At 74.7% G+C, this 19,253-nt stretch carries 16 protein-coding genes; 11 read left to right on the forward strand and 5 right to left on the reverse strand.

Going from position 1 to position 19,253, the window contains the following annotated elements; genetic code table 11:
- Positions 1-102: 102 nt before the first annotated feature.
- Complete coding sequence (locus ABTZ03_RS00690) at positions 103-2,073, reverse strand: AfsR/SARP family transcriptional regulator (RefSeq protein WP_350510649.1); 1,971 nt, start codon at positions 2,071-2,073, stop codon at positions 103-105.
- A 140-nt stretch (positions 2,074-2,213) separates the two neighbouring features.
- Between ABTZ03_RS00690 and ABTZ03_RS00695 the strand changes: the two genes are divergently transcribed.
- The gene (locus ABTZ03_RS00695) at positions 2,214-3,095 is read left to right on the forward strand and encodes an alpha/beta fold hydrolase (RefSeq protein WP_350510650.1); all 882 of its coding nucleotides are present in this window, start codon (positions 2,214-2,216) and stop codon (positions 3,093-3,095) included.
- Between the two features lie 68 nt (positions 3,096-3,163).
- On the opposite strand, the gene ABTZ03_RS00700 is transcribed toward ABTZ03_RS00695, so the two are convergent.
- On the reverse strand, positions 3,164-4,324 hold the full coding sequence (locus ABTZ03_RS00700) for an FAD-dependent oxidoreductase (protein WP_350510651.1): 1,161 nt from the start codon (positions 4,322-4,324) through the stop codon (positions 3,164-3,166).
- Positions 4,325-4,437: 113 nt separating this feature from the next.
- On the opposite strand from ABTZ03_RS00700, the gene ABTZ03_RS00705 reads away from it, so the two are divergent.
- A complete protein-coding gene (locus tag ABTZ03_RS00705) occupies positions 4,438-5,187 on the forward strand; it encodes a TetR/AcrR family transcriptional regulator (RefSeq protein WP_350510652.1) in 750 nt (249 codons plus the stop codon).
- A gap of 23 nt (positions 5,188-5,210) precedes the next feature.
- Here ABTZ03_RS00705 and ABTZ03_RS00710 read toward each other — a convergent pair whose 3' ends face one another.
- On the reverse strand, positions 5,211-5,987 hold the full coding sequence (locus ABTZ03_RS00710; protein ID WP_502894366.1) for a polysaccharide deacetylase family protein: 777 nt from the start codon (positions 5,985-5,987) through the stop codon (positions 5,211-5,213).
- Positions 5,988-6,214: 227 nt separating this feature from the next.
- Here ABTZ03_RS00710 and ABTZ03_RS00715 point away from each other — a divergent pair, with 227 nt between their 5' ends.
- The 4 genes from ABTZ03_RS00715 to ABTZ03_RS00730 all read left to right on the forward strand — a co-directional run bounded on the left by ABTZ03_RS00715 (position 6,215) and on the right by ABTZ03_RS00730 (position 10,126).
- Positions 6,215-6,895, forward strand: a complete 681-nt coding sequence (locus tag ABTZ03_RS00715; RefSeq protein ID WP_350510653.1) for a response regulator — start codon at positions 6,215-6,217, stop codon at positions 6,893-6,895.
- Entirely contained in the window at positions 6,892-8,430 is a 1,539-nt protein-coding gene (locus tag ABTZ03_RS00720) for a sensor histidine kinase (protein WP_350510654.1), read from the forward strand. Before ABTZ03_RS00715 ends, ABTZ03_RS00720 begins: the two co-directional genes overlap by 4 nt.
- Positions 8,427-8,903: a GerMN domain-containing protein gene (locus tag ABTZ03_RS00725; RefSeq protein WP_350510655.1), complete on the forward strand. Its 477-nt coding sequence runs from the start codon at positions 8,427-8,429 to the stop codon at positions 8,901-8,903. Before ABTZ03_RS00720 ends, ABTZ03_RS00725 begins: the two co-directional genes overlap by 4 nt.
- Before the next feature lie 215 nt (positions 8,904-9,118).
- Positions 9,119-10,126, forward strand: coding sequence for an NADP-dependent oxidoreductase (locus tag ABTZ03_RS00730; protein WP_350510656.1), 1,008 nt, complete (start codon positions 9,119-9,121; stop codon positions 10,124-10,126).
- A 21-nt stretch (positions 10,127-10,147) separates the two neighbouring features.
- Here the strand turns inward: ABTZ03_RS00730 and ABTZ03_RS00735 are convergent, their stop codons facing one another.
- Entirely contained in the window at positions 10,148-11,092 is a 945-nt protein-coding gene (locus ABTZ03_RS00735) for a DUF5996 family protein (protein ID WP_350510657.1), read from the reverse strand.
- Positions 11,093-11,191: 99 nt separating this feature from the next.
- Positions 11,192-13,267, reverse strand: a complete 2,076-nt coding sequence (locus ABTZ03_RS00740; protein ID WP_350510658.1) for a hypothetical protein — start codon at positions 13,265-13,267, stop codon at positions 11,192-11,194.
- Between the two features lie 183 nt (positions 13,268-13,450).
- On the opposite strand from ABTZ03_RS00740, the gene ABTZ03_RS00745 reads away from it, so the two are divergent.
- The 5 genes from ABTZ03_RS00745 to ABTZ03_RS00765 all read left to right on the forward strand — a co-directional run bounded on the left by ABTZ03_RS00745 (position 13,451) and on the right by ABTZ03_RS00765 (position 19,196).
- Entirely contained in the window at positions 13,451-13,543 is a 93-nt protein-coding gene (locus ABTZ03_RS00745; protein WP_317620150.1) for an Ms4533A family Cys-rich leader peptide, read from the forward strand.
- Positions 13,544-13,698: 155 nt separating this feature from the next.
- Positions 13,699-15,432, forward strand: coding sequence for an ABC transporter substrate-binding protein (locus ABTZ03_RS00750; protein ID WP_350510659.1), 1,734 nt, complete (start codon positions 13,699-13,701; stop codon positions 15,430-15,432).
- A gap of 34 nt (positions 15,433-15,466) precedes the next feature.
- Entirely contained in the window at positions 15,467-16,492 is a 1,026-nt protein-coding gene (locus tag ABTZ03_RS00755; RefSeq protein WP_350510660.1) for an ABC transporter permease, read from the forward strand.
- Positions 16,489-17,478, forward strand: a complete 990-nt coding sequence (locus tag ABTZ03_RS00760) for an ABC transporter permease (protein WP_350510661.1) — start codon at positions 16,489-16,491, stop codon at positions 17,476-17,478. The genes ABTZ03_RS00755 and ABTZ03_RS00760 overlap by 4 nt, the downstream gene beginning before the upstream one ends.
- Entirely contained in the window at positions 17,475-19,196 is a 1,722-nt protein-coding gene (locus ABTZ03_RS00765; RefSeq protein WP_502894359.1) for an ABC transporter ATP-binding protein, read from the forward strand. The genes ABTZ03_RS00760 and ABTZ03_RS00765 overlap by 4 nt, the downstream gene beginning before the upstream one ends.
- Positions 19,197-19,253 lie beyond the last annotated feature (57 nt).

Below are 19,253 nucleotides of genomic sequence, written 5' to 3' on the forward strand. Positions count from 1 at the left end.
CGCCCCGCGGTGGCGGCGGGGGAGTTTACTCATCGGCGACCACACCCACCCCAGCCCCCGCCCGCGCGCCCCCCCCCGTCCGCGTGTCCGTCCGTCAGTCCGTCAGTCCGCCAAGGCGGCCAGGTAGCGGTCGACCGGCCCGAGGGTGAGCAGCCCGCTGCCGGCCCCGGCCAGCTCACCGGCGGCGGGCAGCAGCCGGGCCCGCACCCCGGCCCTCAGCTCCGTGTCGCCCGACTCCACCACGAGCACGGCCTCCAGGCAGCAGCGGGCCTCGTACAGCAGATCGGCGGGCGAGGGCGGCAGCGCCCGCAGCGCGGCCCGGACTGCGCCCCGGTCACCGGCGGCGAGCAGCGCGAACGGCTCCACCCAGGGCCGGTACGGGCCCCAGTCCAGGCCGAGGTCCACCTCGGGGCGGCGGGTCCCGTCCGCGATCCGCAGAGCCAGCAGGGCCAGCGGCAGCAGCCCGGTCTCCAGCCCCGGCATGCCCGCCCCGGCCAGGTCGGCGGCGGCCGCGCGCACGGCCGCCACCGCCTCTGCGGTCCGCCCGCGGGCGGCCGAGCGCAGTGCCCGGTACCAGGCGGTGAACACCCTTACCAGGGGCAGTTCATGACGGTCCGACAGTTTTTCGGCGGCCGTCGCGTGCCGGTCACCGGCCGCGAAGTCGGCGCGGGCGCAGGCGGACTGGAGCCGGATCAGGTGGCCCAGTACCTCGTGCACGGCGAGGCCGTGCCGGGCCGACAGATCCACCAACTCCGCACCGACGGCGTCGCGTTCGGGCGCCAGACCGGCCCGGGTGCAGGACTGCATGAACCGGCCGTTCAGCGCGAAGGCCAGCAGCGCCGGGTCGTTCAGCCGCCGGGCGACCGCCTCCGCCGCACGCGCCGCCTGCGGGGCCCGCGGCTCCCGGCTGCCGCGCGACTCCAGCGCGACGGTGGCCAGCAGCCGGCAGCGGGCGGCGGTGTCCCCGGCGGGCAGCGCGACGAGGGCCCGCTCGGCGGCCGCGACCACCCCGGCGGCGAGCTCGGGGTCGTCGCTGCGGGTCCAGATCGCGGGGACGTCGAAGGCGCCGATCACCCGGGCGGTGAGTTCCGGGTCGCCGTACTCCTCCGCGGCCGCGATGACCGCCGACCGCTGCTCGCGGGCCGCGTGCAGACCGGCGCCGCCGCTGACCGCGAGGCTGCGCATCAGACCGACGGTGCTCTCCAGCCGCGCCCGCGCGCCGAGCGCCAGCGTCCGGTCGTACGCCGTCGCCGTGCGCTGCCACAGCCGGGCCACGGCGGCGTCGGTGGAGGTGCCGGCGGCGCTCCCGTCCACCAGGTCGAGCGCCGGGTCCTGGGCGAGGATGTCCGCCTCCAGCCGGCGCAACGCCGGGCCCGGGTCCAGCCCGAGGCCGTCCGCGAGCACCGCCCGGGCCTCGCGCAGCGCGGCCAGCGCCTCCCCCTGCCGACCGGTGCGGTACTGGGCGAGGGCCAGCAGTCGCCAGGCCTCCTCCCGCCAGAGGTGGTCCGCGAGGTGGGCCCGCAGGTCGGGGACGGCCTGGTCGGCACGGCCGAGCGCGAGCAGTGCCGCGGCCCGCTGTTCGACCGCGCGCAGCCGCAGTTCGGTGAGCCGGGTCCGCTCGGCCCGGGTCCAGCCCTCGTCCGCGTGGTCGGCGTAGGCGGGGCCGCGCCACAGGGCCAGGGCCCCGTCCAGCCGGGTCAGGGCCCGGTCGGCGGGCAGTCCGGCCGCCTCCTGGACCGCCGTCTCGAACCGCCAGGCGTCCACCGCCTGCGGCTCCGGTCGCAGCACGTACCCGGGGCCCTCGGTGGCGAGCAGCCGGGCGGGGGCGCGCGGCGGCCGTTCGGGTTCGAGCACCCGGCGCAGGTCGGCGACGAAGGTGCGCAGGGCGCCGAGGGCGGCGGGCGGCGGGTCGGCCCACAGGTCGTCGACCAGGCGACCGACCGGGACGACCCGGCGGCGGGCCACGATCAGCCGGGCCAGCACCGCCCGGTGCCGGGGCCCCTTGAGGGCGAGGGCGGTGCCGTCCCGCTCCGCGGTCAGTGCGCCGAGCACCCCGAACCCGACCTGCGCCATCGCGTCCCTTCCCGTACCTTGCCCGTGCCGTGTCGCTCCGCGTCGTTCCCGCAGGTCAGGCTAGAGGGTGCGGCGTACTGATCGGTTGCTGATCCGGGCCCGGCAGGCTCGAACCGTCCACCCCCGAGCGAGAGGCCCCCATGACCGTCACCATCCCCGGCTTCGCGTACCACCGGGTGCCCGTCGCCGACGGCGTCGCCCTGCACACCGCGATCGGCGGCCAGGGCAGCCCGGTCGTGCTGCTGCACGGCTTCCCGCAGACCCACCTGATGTGGCGGCAGGTCGCCGCCGACCTGGCCGCCGAGCACACCGTGATCTGCCCCGACCTGCGCGGCTACGGCGCCAGCGACAAGCCCGCCGAGACCCCGGACGGCCTGGCCTACGCCAAGCGCACCATGGGCGCCGACATCGCCGCCCTGGCCGGCGCGCTCGGCCACCGGCGCTTCGCCCTGGCCGGGCACGACCGGGGCGCGCTGGTCGCCTTCCGCACCGCTCTGGACCACCCCGACCGGGTCACCCACCTGGCCTCGCTGGACGTCCTGCCGACCCTGGACATGTGGGAGGTGATGCACGGCGTGTCGGCGGCCGTCGGCTTCCACCTCTACCTGATGGCCCAGCCGCCGGGCCTGCCCGAGCGGATGATCGCCGCCTCGGCGGACGAGTTCTTCGGCCACTTCCTGGACCTGTGGTCCCGCGACGCCGCCGCGATCCCGGCCGACGTCCGCGCCGCCTACCTGGCCGCCTGCCGGGCGGCCGTCCCGTCCATCGTGGCCGACTACCGGGCCTCGGCCGGGATCGACGTCGAGCACGACTCCGCCGACCGGGCCGCCGGACGGCGGCTGGCGATGCCCGTCACCGTGCTCCAGCAGGACTGGGGCGCCGCCCTCGGCTTCGACGCCGCCGCGCTGTGGCGCGCCTGGGCGCCCGACCTGGTGCACCGCACCGTCGACTGCGGCCACTTCATGGCCGAGGAGGCACCCGCCCTGGTCGCCGACGAGCTCCGCGCCCTGCTGGCCCGCTGAACCCTGCTGGCCCGCTGAACCCTGCCGGCCCGCTGAGCCGGGGCCCGCCCGCCGACCCCGTTGCGGCCTCAGGACGGCTTCGCCCCGGGGGCGAAGGCGGGCAGCCGCTCCAGGCTGCTGCGCACGGCCTCGGCGCCGTACCCGAACATCTGCCGCTCGTAGTCGTCGACCGCGTCGCGCAGCTCCCGGCGGCCGTCGGCCACCTCGACCAGTCGGCGGCGCAGCAGGTCGGCGTCGCGCAGTGCGGTGTTGGCGCCGTTGCCGCCGGTCGGGGAGGTGGCGTGGACGGCGTCGCCGAGCAGGGTGACCGGGCCGGGCGCCCAGCGCTCGCCGGGGTGGACGACCCGGATGGACAGCAGGGTGCTGTTGTCCGGGTCGGCCTGCTCGACCAGTGCGCGCAGCTCGGGGTGCCAGCCGGCCATCCGGGAGAGCACGGCGTCCTGGGCGCTCCGGTCGCCCAGCGGGCCCGAGCGGCCCGGCGAGCCGTCCGGCGGCAGGATCATCGCCCAGCGCACGTAGTCGCCGAGGTCGGGCAGGGTGACCTCGGGGGCCAGTCGCTCGGCGGCCTGCTTCGGCGGGGTGCGGAAGCGCATCGCGCCGAGCAGCAGGCTGACGCCGCCGCCGGTGACCTTCGAGCCGTAGGCCTTGGACAGGCCGGCGAACGCGTCGGTCAGCGGGGTGCGGCCGATGACGAACCGGACCCCGGTGTCGGTCGGGGTGGTCCCCGGCGACAGCACCCCGCGGACCGCGGAGCCGACGCCGTCCGCGCCCACCAGCAGGTCCGCGGTCGCGAGCAGGTCGGCGGCGGCCGGGTCGCGGCGGGCGAACCGGGCCCGGACGGTGCCGTCGGCCGGACGGTCGTAGCCGGTCAGCGCGGCGTCGGTGTGCACGGTGAGGCCGGTCAGCAGCAGCTGCCGCAGCACCTGCCGGTCGACCACGATGCCGGTCCGGGCGGCGCCGAGCCTGCCGATCTCGTTCAGCTGCGGGTCCAGGACCAGCTGCTCGGCGGAGGCGGGCATCACGATCTCGTCCAGCAGCGGGTGCCAGCGCGTCGGCAGGCAGTCGCGCACCGCCCGGAAGCCGACCGGGTCCAGCACCAGCCGGTAGCCCTGGAACCGGGCGCCGAGCCCCGGGTCGCGCTCGAACACCTCGGCCTCGATCCCGGCGCCCCGCAGCCCTTGCGCGAGCGCCAGGCCTCCCAGACCGGCTCCGACCACGGAAACCCGCATCACACACCTCCGGACGTCGATACGAACGCGGATCGCCTCGACGAACTAAGTTCGTCATGACGAACAATGTTCTACTCAACGAACTTAGATCGTGTCAAGGTAGGGTGACCGCCATGTCCGTCGATCCCCGCCGACACCGCGCGGCCCGCCACGCCCAGCCCGCCGCCCGGCCCACGGCGGAGCCCGCCGCAGGGGCCGCGGCGCCCGCGCCGCGCAAGCGGCCCATCACCGTCGAGCGGATCACCGACGCCGCCCTGGAGGTGGTCGCCGCCGAGGGGTACGACGCGCTGACCATCCGCCGGGTCGCCGCCGTGCTCGGCACCGGCCCGTCGTCCCTGTACGCGCACATCGTCAACAAGGACGACCTCGACGACCTGCTGATCGGCCGGCTCCACGCCGAGGTCGTGCTCCCCGCACCGGACCCGGCCGCCTGGCGCGAGCAACTGGTCGGCGTGTACGGGCAGCTCCGCGACCTGTACCTGCGCTACCCCGGGGTCTCCCGCGCCGCGCTGGCCGCGGTGCCCACCAACCTGGAGACGCTGCGGGTCGGCGAAGGCGTCCTGGCGATCCTGCTCGCCGGCGGCATCGACCCGAGGACGGCCGGCTGGGCCCGCGACGCGCTCTCCCTCTACGTCGCCGGCTACGCGCTGGAACAGTCACTGGTCCGGCAACGGCGCCGGAACGAGGACCAGGAGTGGGTGCTCAGCCACGACGAGGTGGTGGACCGCTTCGCCGCCCTGCCGGCCGACCGCTTCCCGCACACCCGGCGCCACGCCGCCGAACTGGCCTCCGGCACCGGGCCCGACCGCTTCGCCTTCGCCCTCGGCCTGCTCCTGGACGGCCTGCGGCCCGCGGCCGACTGACCAGCCGACCGGCGGTCGGGGGCTCACCGCTCCGGGAAGCTGAAGGCGTAACCGTTCTCCGTCAGCCAGGGCAGCAACTCCTCCAGGGCCGCCAGGGTCTGGGCCCGGTTGCCGCCGCCGTCGTGCAGCAGGACGGTCGGGCCGATCCGCAGCTGCGCCTTCGCCGTCTCGACGATCTTCTCGACCCCGGGTCGTTCGAAGTCCCGGGTGTCCACGTTCCAGCCGAGCGGGCGCATCCCGTGGGCGGCGGCGATCTGCCGGCTCTCGGGGGTGAACGCCCCGCCGGGCGCCCGGTAGTACGGGACCGGTGCGCCGCCGGTGGCCTCCTGGATCATCCGCTGCCCGTCGACGATCTCCTTCTCCTGGTACGCCACGTCCTTGTGGTCCATCGCGGTGTCGTGGCTCACCGAGTGGTCGCACAGCCGGTGCCCGGCGGCGACCACCTTCCGGGCCAGGTCGGGGTGCGCCTGGGCGTTGGGGCCGAGCATGCAGAAGACCGCCTTGGCGCCGTTGCGGGCGAGCACGTCCAGGACCCGCGGGGTCCACTGCGGGTCCGGGCCGTCGTCGATGGTGAGGTTGACGGTCCTGCCCGGGTCCTCGGACCGGCGGGAGATGCTCATGTCCACCAGCGGCGACGCCAGGTTCGGGTCGGGCGCCGCGGCCGCGCCGCTGCCCGCGGTGGCCGCGGTGGCCGCGCCGGGCCGGTTCACGGCGTGGCCGACGCCCAGCAGGGTCAGCGCCGCCGCGCCGAGGGCGGCGACCCCCAGGGCCGCGCCGCTCCGGCCGGACGGGCGGCGCAGCCGGTCCGCCCGCGGGTACCAGCTGCGCGGGGCGTCGTCGGCCTGGGACTGCTCTCGGTACTGGCGCACGGCGGTGCTCCTCGGTTCCTCGGGGGTGTCTCGGTGCCCACCACCCTCGGCCGCCCGCTTGCGCACCCTGTGAGCTGCGTATGAGCATTTCGCAACAACCCGGCCCGGACCCGCGCCGCAGGTACGTTTCCGCAGGTCAACACCCGATACTGGCTGACATGCCACGGGTACTGCTGATCGAGGACGACGACTCCGTACGGGAGGCGCTGGCGCTGGGCCTGCGCCGCCAGGGCCATGAGGTGCGCACCGCCGCCACCGGTGAGGAGGGCCTGGAGCGGGCCCGGCAGGAGCCGCCGGAGCTGGTCGTGCTGGACCTGATGCTTCCCGGCATCGACGGCTTCGAGGTGTGCCGACAGCTGCGGCGGTCCGGTCCCACCCCGGTGATCATGCTCACCGCGCTCGGGGACGACGTGGACACCGTGCTCGGCCTGGAGGCCGGGGCCGACGACTACGTGGTCAAACCCGCGAAGTCCCGCGTCCTGGACGCCCGGATCCGCGCGGTGCTGCGCCGCGCCACCGGCCACGGCCCGGAGCCGGAGCGCGAGGCGCACGGGGACCTGGTGCTGGACCGCTCGGCGCTGACCGTCACCAAGCGCGGCGTCCCGCTCCCGCTGCCGCCCAGCGAGCTGCGGCTGCTGCTGGAACTGGCCGCCGCCCCGGGCCGGGTCTTCAGCCGCGAGCAACTCCTCGACTCCGTCTGGGGATTGGGCCGCCAGGAGGACATCCGCCTGGTCGACGCCGGGGTGAACCGGCTGCGCGCCAGGCTTGAGGACACCCCCGCCGTGCCGCGCTACATCCAGACGGTGCGCGGCTTCGGCTACCGCTTCGGACCGCTGTGAACAGCGCCGGCACTCCGGCCGAGCCCCCGGACCCACCCGACCACCCGGCCCCGTCCACGCACCCGGCCCCGCACGACCGCCCGCCCCGACTGCTGCGGCTGCGCCGCGCGGTGGCGGGCCTGCGGCCGCGGCTGCTGGTCGCCTTCGTCGCCATCGCCGCGCTGAGCGCCCTGGCCACCGCGGTGCTCACCTACCGGGCCGCCACCAACTCGACCCTCGACCTCACCCAGGACACCGCCCTGGACGAGCTGCGCCGACGCGTCGACGTCCTCGCCCCCGACCTGCCCTTCCCGCCGACCCAGGGCGAACTCGACCGGCTGGCCGGGGAGTTGTCCGGCACCGGCGGCTTCCGGGACTGGCGGGTACTGGCCTCGTACGGCACCACCCACTCCGAGTGGACCCAGCCCTTCGCCGTCCCCCCGACCCTGGAACGGGTGGTCGGTGGCGGCCGCGCCGCCTTCCAGCGGTTCAGCGCCGACGACCACCTGTGGCTCGCCGTGGGCGTCCCCGTCACCTACGCCGCCTCCCTGCCGTCCGGCCCGACCGGCCCCTCCGGACTCACCGTCTACGCCGCACTGCCGCTCGACCGCGAGCAGAGCGCCGCCGACGCCCTGCTCGCCGCGGCCGCCGGAGCCGGGGCGTTCGCCGCCGTCCTGGCCGCCGGACTGGCCCTGCTCGCCGCCCGCCAGGTGCTGCGCCCGGTCCGCGCCCTGGGCGACGCCGCCCACGCCCTCGCCCAGGGCCGGCTGGACACCCGGCTCACCGTCACCGGGCACGACGAACTCGCCCAGCTGTCCAAGACCTTCAACCACACCGCCCGCACCCTCCAGGGCACCATCGAGGAGCTGCGCGCCGTCGAATCCCAGGGCCGCCGCTTCGCCGCCGACGTCTCCCACGAACTGCGCACCCCGCTGGCCGCGATGCTCGCCGTCACCGACATCCTCGACGAGGACGCCGAACAGCTCCCCGCCGACACCGCCGCCGCCCTGCGGATGATCAGCAAGGAGACCGTACGACTCACCCGACTGGTCAACGACCTGATCGAGATCTCCCGACTGGACGCCGGGGCCGCCCCGCTGCGCGCCGAGCGGATCGACGCCGTCACCGCCGTCCGCGACACCCTCGACCTGCGCGGCTGGCTCGACCGGCTCACCCTCGACCTGCCCGCCGCCCTGCCCGCGGAACTCGACCCGCGCCGCTTCGACGTCATCGTCGCCAACCTGGCCGGCAACGCCCTGCGCCACGGCCGCCCGCCCGTCCGGGTCGCGCTGCGCGGCTCCGACGACACCCTGGTGCTCACCGTCACCGACCACGGCCCGGGCATCCCGCCCGCCGCCCTCCCCCACCTCTTCGACCGCTTCTACAAGGCCGACAAGGCCCGCGCCCGCTCCGAGGGCAGCGGCCTCGGCCTCGCCATCGCCCAGGAGAACGCCCGGCTGCACGGCGGCGTCATCGAGGCCGCCAACACCCCCGGCGGCGGCGCGGTGTTCACCCTGATCCTGCCCCGCGGCCTCGACACCGAGGAGACCGAGTGACCCCCCGCCGCCTGACCGCCGTGGCCGCCCTGCTCCTCACCGCCTGCGGCTGCTCCATCGCCACCACCAGCGCCGTGAAGAGCGGCCAGGCCGCCACCGGCATCCAGCCCGGGACCAGGCTCTACTTCCTCGACCAGCACGGCACCCGCCTGGCCATCCGCCCCGGGGCCCAACGCGAGGACCTCCAGCAGACCCTGGACAGCCTGGCCGCCGGCCCCGACCTCGCCGAGGACCGCTCCGGCCTCCGCAGCGAGCTGCCCGTCGGCGGCCGCGTCCAGGCCACCACCACCCCGGGCACCGTCACCCTCCGCCTCTCCTGGCCCGCCGCCTCCCTCAGCGCCGCCGCCATCCAACAACTCGTCTGCACCGCCGAGGACGCCCCCGCCCCCGGCCCCGCCCCCAAGATCGCCATCCTCAGCAGCGACGCCCCCTCCGCCATCCACCAGGAGTGCGACCTCCACCGCGCGGGCTGACGGCCTCAGAACTCGCCGGTGTCCAGGTCGAGTTCGAAGGGCCCGGGAAGCCGGACCGGCACGGCGTTCTCCTCTGTCGCGCCGATCTCCGCACAGCCTGGCACCCCACCACGCCCAACCCACTGGATCCGGACATTCTCTAGTCAGATGACTAAGCGCTTGCTTAGACTCGGACGTCCGTCCAGGTCCACCGCCGAGCGCCCCCAGGAGTTGCCATGACCGGAGTCAACCGCCAGATCCGCCTTGCCCGTCGACCGGTCGGTGAGGTCCGGCCCGAGGACTGGGCGCACGTGGAGGAGCCCGTGGCGGTGCCCAGGGAGGGGGAGTTCCTGGGGCGGACGCGCTACGTGTCGCTGGACCCGGCGATGCGCGGGTGGCTGGACGACCGGCCGTCTTACCTGCCGCCGGTGGGGCTGGGCGAGGTGATGCGGGCCGGGTCGGTGGTCGAGGTGGTGGCGTCCAATCACCCCCGGTTCCAGGTCGGCGACCACGTGGTGGGGTCCTTCGGGGTCCAGGAGTACGCGGTGTCCGACGGCAAGGGGGCGCTCAAGGTCGATCCCGCGCTCGCCCCGCTGTCCACCTACCTCGGGGCGCTCGGCATGCCCGGGATGACGGCCTGGTTCGGGCTGCTGGAGGTCGGCGCCCTGAAGGAGGGCGAGACCGTGGTGGTCTCCGGCGCCGCCGGGGCGGTGGGCACCATGGTCGGCCAGATCGCCAAGGTCAAGGGCTGCCGGGTGGTCGGCATCGCCGGCGGGCCGGAGAAGTGCGCGCTGCTCACCGGGGAGCTCGGCTTCGACGCGGCGATCGACTACCGCTCCGAGGACGTCCGCAAGGCGCTGCGCACCCACGCCCCGGACGGCATCGACGTCTACTTCGACAACGTCGGCGGTCCGATCCTGGACGCCGCGCTGACCCGCCTGGCGATGCACGCCCGGGTGGTGGTCTGCGGCGCGATCAGCCAGTACAACAACGAGGAGGCCGTGCAGGGCCCGTCCAACTACCTGTCCCTGCTGGTGCGTCGGGCGCGGATGGAGGGTTTCGTGGTCTTCGACTACGCCCGCCGCTACCCCGAGGCGGCCGCCGAGCTCGCCGGCTGGATCGCCGAGGGCCGGATCAAGGTCAAGGAGCACCTGGTCGAGGGCACCGTCGCGGACTTCCCGGAGACCTTCGGGATGCTGTTCCGCGGCGAGAACACCGGCAAGCTGGTGCTCCGGCTGACCTGAGCGCCCCCGGGGCGGCCGCCGTCAGCCCCCGCTCCGGGCCGCCACCGGGTCGGTGACGCCCCCGGGCGAGGCCTCACCGCGGACGTTCCAGCCGGCCAGGCCGGCTGCGGCCCGGTAGACGGACTCGTAGAAGTCCAGAACCGCGCCGCGCGGGTCGTCGCCGCCACGGACGTCGTCGTAGTGCAGGACCGCCAGGTGGCTGCCGTTCCGCTCGATCCAGCGGGCGGCCCCGGGGCGGAGCGGGTGGTCGGCCAGGCCGGCGGCCTCGGGCGCCGCGTAGGAGTAGAAGGCCGGCTGGGGAAAGGTGTCGTCGCCGAACCAGAAGCCCGCGCTGATGACCTCGCGGGAGTAGGCCTCGCGGGTGACCGGGTCGACGGTCGGAGGCTGGTCGATCTCCCGGCCGGAGAAGCGGGTGACGGCGATGTCGAAGGTGTGCCAGAAGTGGTGCACCGGGCTGGTCTTCCCGCAGAAGCCGGCCGCGAACTCCTCCAGAACGAGGGAGACTTGGCCGAGTACCTGCCAGTAGCGGTTGACCCAGTACGGATCGTAGCCGGCGTGTTCGGTGTCGTCGGCGAACGGCCGGTCCGCGTCGGGCAGGTCGAACGGGTGCGGGTTCCGGAGCGACACCGGCACCCCGACCGCGGCGAGGGCGTCGAGCGTCCGGCGGTGGAACGACGCCACGGACTGCCCGGTGAGCGGGAAGGAGGCCCTGCGGCCGTCCGAGGAACAGACCACCAGCCGGTGGTCGACGAAGTCGAAGTCGACGCAGAAGGTGCCGGACCCGTCGGCCGTGGCCATCGGACGCGTGGTGATCCCCCGCCCGGTGAGGTGGTAGGGGACGTTCCACCAGTGGTTGCGGCGCACGCTGTACGCCAGCCGGACCTTGCCGACGACCTGGGCGAACCGGTGCAGCGACTCCTTGGAGTCCCGCCAGTCGGCCAGCGGAATCGGGGGGAACAGCTCCATGGGGGTCACGCTAGGGCAGCGGGAGCGGCCCCGCACCCGCACGCGGAGTGGGGAGTCCACTGCACCGGCCGACCCCGCGGGCTTGAGGCCGAGGGCGGGTCACAGCCCGGACAGCAGCTCCCGCCACTGCTCGTCCTCGCGGACCAGCTCGTCCCCCGTGCCGGGGCGGACGATCCGCCGGTCCCCCTCGACGAGTTCGGCGACCCGCCGCCGCTGCCGGGCGTCCAGGGCGTCGGAGCCCAGCGCGTGCAGGGCCTCGCAGGCGCCGCCGATGTCGAAGCCCGCGTCGACGGCGCCCAGGGCGATCCCGGCGAGCCGGGTGAGGTCGAGAGCCTCGGGGCCGGCGATCCGGAGCAGGGCGAGGATCGCGGTGGGGGCGTTCTCCGGCTGGTCGAGCAGCGCTTCCAGCCGGGGGACCAACGGCCGGGCCGCCGGGCCGAGCTGGGCGGCCGCCCGGACGGCGCGCAGGACGGTCCAGCGGAACCACAGCGGATTGCCCACCCGGTCCAGGACGTCGCCCAGGATCCGGACGGCCTCCCCGGCGTCGCCGCCGATCCGCCGGAGGGCGGTGGCGATCGCGATGTCGGTGTCCAGCTGCGGTGTGGTCGGCTCGGCGTCCGTGCTGATCGCCGCGCGCAGCGCCGGGAGCAGTTCGACGGCTGCCGGGCCCAGCTCGGCCGCCCCCTGCACCGCCTCGTCCAGCTCGCGCGGGACGGTCAAGCCCTCGATGACGGCCGCGAGCAGGACGTCGGGCTCGCCGGTGAGCCGGTGGTGGGCGCGCGCCACGATCAGCGGACCGGCGGCGGCCCGCAGCACGGCGGCGGCCTCGCGGCGTTCCGGCTGCGGGCGGTCGGTGGCCACCGCGGCGATCGCCGTGGCCGCGTAGCGGGTGTGCGGCAGGGCGGCGTACAGCTCGGGCAGCCCGGCGGCGGCCCGGCCACCCCACTGGTACAGCAGGTGGACCAGGCGGACGGTCTCCCGGCCGCCGATCCCCTCGGTGGCCAGCCGTGCGCGGACGGCGGTGAGCAGCGCCGGGTCGAAGGGGAAGGCGGGGGCCAGGTCGTGGCCGGCCGCGTCGAGGGCGCGCGGGCGCCGGTCCAGGTCGCGGGCGAGCAGCGGGGCGGCCTGTCGGGGTGCGACGCGGACGAGTACGGCCAGGGCCCGGTCGGCGGACTTGTCGTCGGCCTGCTCGGCGAGTCGCAGCAGGACGGGCGCGGCATCGGCGGCGACCGGGCCCAGCCGGCCGAGCAGCCGTTCCGCCAGGTCGCTCCCGCCGGCGTGCGGGGCGATCGCCGGGACCAGCCTCCGGGCGGCGGCACGGGAGCGTTCGCAGGCCTGGTCGGCCGCCAGCAGCGCCTCGAACCGCACCCCCGGACGCTCGTCCCGCAGGGCGGCCTCCGTCAGGGCGAGCGCGGCCTCCCGGTCGGCCTCGGTGCCGCGGGCGAACAGGTCCTCGACGGCGGCGGGCAGCAGCTCCCGGTGGTGCATGCCGGTGCGGTCGACGTCGAGTTCACGGGTGGGCAGCACGGCGAGCGCGGCGGTGTGGTGGGCGGCGTTCCACGGGTCCCCGGCGTTCAGGCAGACCATCAGCGCGGCCAGCCGGAGTGGCCGCGGGGTGGCTTCGCCGAGCAGTGCGTGGGCCTGGCCGACGGCCGAGCCGGGGTCCAACCGGCCCATCGCGAGGAGCAGTTCGGCCCGTACCTCGGCGCGCTGCTCCACCGCCCAGCGGCCGCGCAGCGCGGGCAGCACGTCCCCGGCCTCCCCGAGCCGTCCGAGGACGGCGGCGGCGACGCCCCGGACGTCCCCGTCCTCATCCGCCGACAGCGGTAGCAACAGCGGGAGTTGGCCGACCACGGCGGCTCGCACCGCACCGCCCGGGATCTCCCGCTCGTCGTCGCTCTCGGCCATCCCGCCCAGCAGCACCAGGGTCTCGACCACCTCGCACCCGGCGGCGGCGATCCGGACCAGGAACGGCACCGCCGCCACGCTGGCCGGGTACACCGTGCCCTGGTGGAGCAGGGCCGAGTACAGCTCGTCGCGGGCCTCCTCGCCGTCCTCCCCGCCCCCGGCGAAGGCGCGCAGCAACTCCGGCAGGTCCTCGGCGGGGCCGTAGGCGTGCGAGACGGAGGCCCAGGGGTGGTCGTCGAGGTCGGCGAGGGCTTCAGCGAGATCCATGGGCGTGATCTTCGCACCCCGCTCCGACAACGGCGCCGCAGCCGCCGTCCCGCTCGAATTCGGTCCCGTCGAACGCTTTCCGGTCGGTCGCGCCCCGACCCATGGGCGCTGACCAGCCCGTTCTCCCGGTCCTCCGTAACCAGAGGTTTGACATTCCGCTTATCGTCCTACAGTCTTCTCAGCATGTCTGACCGTCACCCGATCGAGTGCGCCGCCATCGAGCTGGCGCTGATCGGCGTGGCCGCGCACTGCGTCTCCGACAATCTCTGTCGCTGAACCCGCCTGTCCCGAAGCGTTGCGGTGACCGCCGCCTCGGGGCGTCGCCCCCTCCTGCGGGCGCGGTGCCGCTCACCTTCCTCGATGCCTCACTGCCGCCCGCCTTCCTCCGTGCACCGTCCGTGCACCATCGGTAGCGAAAGGCTCACTTTCCGATGTCCCGAACCGCCCTGCCCCGCACCACCCTCACCCCTCGCCGCGTCGCCGCGGCGACCGTCACCGCCGCCCTGGTCGTCGGTCTGGCGGCGTGCGGGCCGAAGGCCGACGGCGGTGGGAGCACCGGCAAGGACGCCGCACCGCAGCAGGGCGGCACCCTCACCGTCCTCAACCAGAACCCGCAGGACCAGTTCGACCCGGCCCGGCTCTACACCTCCGGCGGCGGCAACGTCCCCTCGCTGGTCTTCCGCACCCTCACCACCCGCAACCGGGCCGACGGCGCGGCCGGCACCAAGGTCGTCCCGGACCTCGCCACCGACACCGGCACCCCCTCGGACGACGCCAAGGTGTGGACGTTCCACCTCAAGGACGGCCTGAAGTTCGAGGACGGCTCGCCGATCACCACCGCCGACATCAAGTACGGCATCGAGCGCTCCTTCGCCCCGGAACTCTCCGGCGGCGCACCGTACCTGAGGGACTGGCTGGTCGGCGCCGCCGACTACCAGGGCCCGTACAAGGACGGCCGCACCCTGGACGCCATCGAGACGCCGGACGAGAAGACCATCGTCTTCCACCTGAACAAGCCCGAGGGCGACTTCCCGTACCTGGCCACCCAGACCCAGTTCGCGCCCGTCCCCAAGGCCAAGGACACCGGGGCGAAGTACCAGGACCACCCGGTCTCCTCCGGCCCCTACCAGGTGGTCAAGAACGAGAACGACGGCACCCACATCGTCCTCAAGCGCAACCCCAACTGGTCGACGGCGACGGACGACCAGCGCAAGGCCTACCCCGACACCATCGACGTGCAGTCCGGCCTGGACCCGGCGGTGATCAACCAGCGGCTGGCCGCCGGCACCGGCGCCGACGCGGCCGCCGTCACCACCGACACCAACCTCGGCCCCTCCGAACTCGCCCAGGTGAAGGACGACAAGGCGCTCGCCGCCCGGGTCGGCACCGGCCACTTCGGCTACGTCAACTACCTGGCGTTCAACCCCAAGGTGAAGCCCTTCGACAACCCGAAGGTCCGGCAGGCCGTCGCCTACGCGCTCAACCGCACCTCGGTCGTCAACGCGGCCGGCGGCTCCTCGCTCGCCGAGGCCGCCACCACCTTCCTGCCCAACCAGGAGACCTTCGGGTACACCCCGTACGACCCGTTCCCGGCCGGCGCGACCGGGAACCCGGAGAAGGCCAAGGAGCTGCTGAAGGAGGCCGGTTACCCGGACGGCCTGACCATCACGCTCACCCACTCCAGCGCCACCGGCAAGGGCTACGGCCCGGACCTCGCCACCGCCGTCCAGGACGGTCTGAAGGCCTCCGGGATCACCGTCCAGCTGGAGGCCCTGGACTCCACCAAGTACTCCTCGACGGTCCACACCGTCGGCACCGAGCCCGGCCTCTTCCTCTCCGGCTGGGGCGCCGACTGGCCGTCCGGCGGCCCGTTCCTGGCCCCGATCTTCGACGGCCGGCAGATCGTCACCGACGGCTACAACTTCAACTCCGGCCTGCTGAACGACCCTTCGGTGAACGACGAGATCGACCGGATCAACCGGATCACCGACCACGCCGAGGCCGCCAAGCGCTGGGGCGCCCTGGACAAGCAGATCGGCGACCAGGCCCTGACCGTCCCGCTGTTCCACCCCGTCTACAAGCGCCTGTCCGGCAAGGACGTCCGCAACATCGTGATCAGCGACTGGACCGGCGTGCTCGACATCTCCCAGGTCGCGGTCAAGTAGCCAACGGGATCGTAGGGATCGGTCGGACACCACCATGGCTCCACAGAAGCCCACCACCGGGGAGGCCCGCACGGCCTCCCCGGCCGCCGGGGGACGGCAGGTGTGGCGGCGGCTGCTCGCGCGGCGCGCCGCCCGCACCGCCGGCCTCGTCATCGTCCTGCTCACCCTGATCGCGGTGGCGGCCCCGCTGCTCAGCGCGCTCGAAGGGCAGGACCCCACCAGCTACCACAACGACCTGCTCGACTCGGCGGCCGGCGGGGTGCCCACCGGCACCCTCGGCGGCGTCAGCGCCGAGCACTGGCTCGGCGTCGAACCGGGCACCGGACGGGACGTGTTCTCCCGGCTGGTGCACGGCGCGCAGATCTCCCTGCTCGTCGCCGTCGGCGCCACCTTCGTCCAGGTCACCATCGGCGTGCTGCTCGGCCTGGCCGCGGCCCTCGGCAGCCGACTGCTCGACCAGCTGATCGGCAACACCACCGAGGTGATGCTCGCGCTGCCCTCGCTGGTCTTCGCGATCTCGCTGATGGCCGTCGTGCCCTCGGACTTCCCCCGCCCGCTGCTGCTGACCCTGGTCATCGGCCTGCTGGGCTGGGCCGGCACCTCACGCGTGGTCCGGGCGCAGACGCTCAGCCTCCGTCAACTCGACTACGTGGCGGCGGCCCGGCTGGGCGGGGCGAGCCGCTGGCGGATCGCCCGCCGGGAGCTGCTGCCCTCGCTGGCCGCGCCGGTCATCACCTACGCGATGGTGCTGCTGCCGACCAACGTGATCTCCGAGGCGGGGCTCTCCTTCCTCGGCGTCGGGGTCAAGCCGCCGACCTCCTCCTGGGGGCAGATGCTCTCCGGCGCGACCACCTGGTTCCGCGCCGACCCGATGTACGTCCTGCTCCCGTCGGCGCTGCTGTTCGCCACCGTGCTCGCCTTCACCGTGCTCGGCGACGCCGTGCGCACCGAACTCGACCCGCGCGCCGCCTCCCGGCTGCGGGTCGGCACGGCGGACGACACGGCGGCCGGCACCACCGGCCCCGCGACGGAGCGCACCGCCGAGGAGGCCTCCGCATGACCCGCTTCCTGCTCCGCAAGGCCCTCGGCATGCTCGGCGTGCTGCTCGCCCTCTCCCTGGTCATCTACGCGGTCTTCTACATCGCCCCCGGCGACCCGGCCCAACTGGCCTGCGGCGAGAAGTGCAGCCCCGCCCAGGTCCTCCAGGTGCGCGAACGCCTCGGCCTCGACGCACCGGTGTACCTGCAGTACGCCCACTTCCTCCAGGGCCTGGTCGCCGGCCGCGACTTCAGCGCCGGTACCGGCCTGCTGCACTGCCCGGCGCCCTGCCTGGGCGTCTCCTACCGCAGCGGCGAACAGGTCACCGACATGATCACCGCCCGGCTCCCGGTCACCGCCTCGCTGGCGCTCGGCGCGATGGTGCTGTGGCTGGTCCTCGGGGTGGGCACCGGACTGCTCTCAGCGCTGCGCCGGGGCCGGCTCAGCGAGCGCCTGCTGACCGGACTGACGCTGGCCGGCAGCTCCGTCCCGGTCTTCGTGATCGGCCTGGTGCTGCTCATCGTCCTGTGCGCCCAGCTCCAGTGGCTGCCCTTCCCCAGCTACGTGCCGCTCACCGAGGACCCCCAACAGTGGTTCTGGGGACTGCTGTTGCCCTGGGTGTCGCTCGCCCTGATCGAGTCCGCCAAGTACGCCCGGCTGACCCGCGCCTCGATGCTGGAGATCCTCGCCGACGACCACATCCGGACCTTCCGGGCGTACGGCGTCAGCGAGCGGCAGCTGGTGACCAGGCACGCGCTGCGCGGCGCGCTCACCCCGGTGATCGCGCTCACCGCGATCGACCTGGGGACGATGTTCGGCTCCGCCGTGCTGACCGAGACGCTCTTCGGCCTGCCGGGCCTCGGCAAGCTGCTGGTCACCTCGGTCGGCCTGATCGACCTGCCGACCGTGGTGGGCCTCGTCCTGGTCACCGGGTTCTTCGTGGTCCTCGCCAACGTCATCGCGGACGTGCTCTACGCGGTGACCGACCGAAGGGTGGTCCTCACGTGAGCGCCGAACTCCTGAACCCTGAACCCCTGAACCATGAACCCCTGGTCGACGTACGGGACCTGGTCGTCGACTTCCCCACCGGTACCGGTGCCGGCCAGCTGCGCGCCGTCGACGGCGTCGGCTTCCACCTGGCGGCCGGGCAGGCGCTCGGCATCGTCGGCGAGTCCGGCTCCGGCAAGAGCACCGTCGCCTACGCCCTGCTCGGCCTGCACCGCGGGACCGGCGCCCGGATCGGCGGCTCGGTCCGGGTCGCCGGCGTCGACGCCGTCACCGCCGAGGGCGAGGACCTCCGGCGGCTGCGCGGCTCGCTGGCCGCCATGGTGTTCCAGGACCCGCTGTCCGCGCTCGACCCGTACTACGCGGTGGGCGACCAGATCGCCGAGGTCGTCCGGGTGCACCGCCCGGTCTCCCGCCGGGCCGCCCGGGAGCGGGCCGTCCAGGTGCTCGACCGGGTCGGCATCCCCGACGCGGCCCGCCGCGCGCGCTCGCGTCCGCACGAGTTCAGCGGCGGCATGCGCCAGCGGGTGCTGATCGCGATGGCGCTGGCCTGCGAACCGCGACTGCTGGTCGCCGACGAGCCGACCACCGCGCTGGACGTCACCGTCCAGGCCCAGGTCCTGGACCTGCTGCACGAGTTGCGGGCCGAGACCGGGGCCGGACTGGTGCTGGTCACCCACGACCTGGGCGTGGTCGCCGGCAGCGTCGACCGGGTGCTGGTGATGAAGGACGGCCGCGCGGTCGAGCACGGCCCGGTCACCGAGGTGCTGGGCGCACCGCGCGAGCCGTACACCCGGGCGCTGCTGTCGGCGGTGCCCCGGATCGACGCCCCGCCGGCCGCCCGGACCCTTCAGACCCCGCCGACCGCGCCGCCGGCAGCCGACGGGGACGTCCTGCTCGAAGCCACCGACCTGCGCCGGGAGTTCGGCGCGCGCGGCGGCCTGACCCGGCGCGCCGCCCCGGTGGTCGCCGTGGACGGCGTCTCGCTCACCGTCCGGGCCGGCGAGACCCTCGGCGTCGTCGGCGAGTCCGGCTCCGGCAAGACCACCCTCGGGCGGATGCTCGTCCGGCTGCTGGACCCGACCGGCGGCCGGCTGCACTACCGCGGCCAGGACATCGGCGCGCTCGGCGAGAAGGAGCTGCGCCCGCTCCGGCGCGAGCTCCAGATGGTCTTCCAGGACCCGGTCTCCTCGCTCAACCCGCGGCGCAGCGTCGGCGAGTCCGTCGCCGACCCGCTGCGCATCGCGGGCGAGCGCGACGAACGCCGGATCCGCGCCCGGGTCGGCGAACTCCTCGAACGGGTGGGGCTCGACCCCGACTGGTACCACCGCTACCCGCACGAGTTCTCCGGCGGACAGCGCCAGCGGGTCGGCATCGCCCGGGCCCTCGCACCCGAGCCGCGGCTGATCGTCTGCGACGAACCGGTGTCGGCGCTGGACGTCACCACCCAGGCCCAGGTGGTCGACCTGCTGGGCGAGTTGCAGCGCGACCTGGGCCTCGCCCTGGTCTTCATCGCGCACGACCTCGCGGTGGTCCGCCAGGTCAGCGACCGGGTCGCGGTGATGCAGGCCGGCCGGATCGTCGAACAGGGCGACGTCGCCACGGTCTACGACTCGCCCCAGCACCTCTACACCAAGAACCTGCTGGCCGCCGTCCCGGTCCTCGACCCCACCGAGGCTGCCAACCGCCGCCACACCCGCCTCGCCACCGCCGCCCTCTGACCACCGCTCAGCGGCCACAGACAGGCCCGGGACCCGGGAGAACGTCGCCGTTCTCCC

The sequence above is a fragment of the Kitasatospora sp. NPDC096077 genome (genome assembly GCF_040303245.1).
GTDB lineage: Bacteria > Actinomycetota > Actinomycetes > Streptomycetales > Streptomycetaceae > Kitasatospora.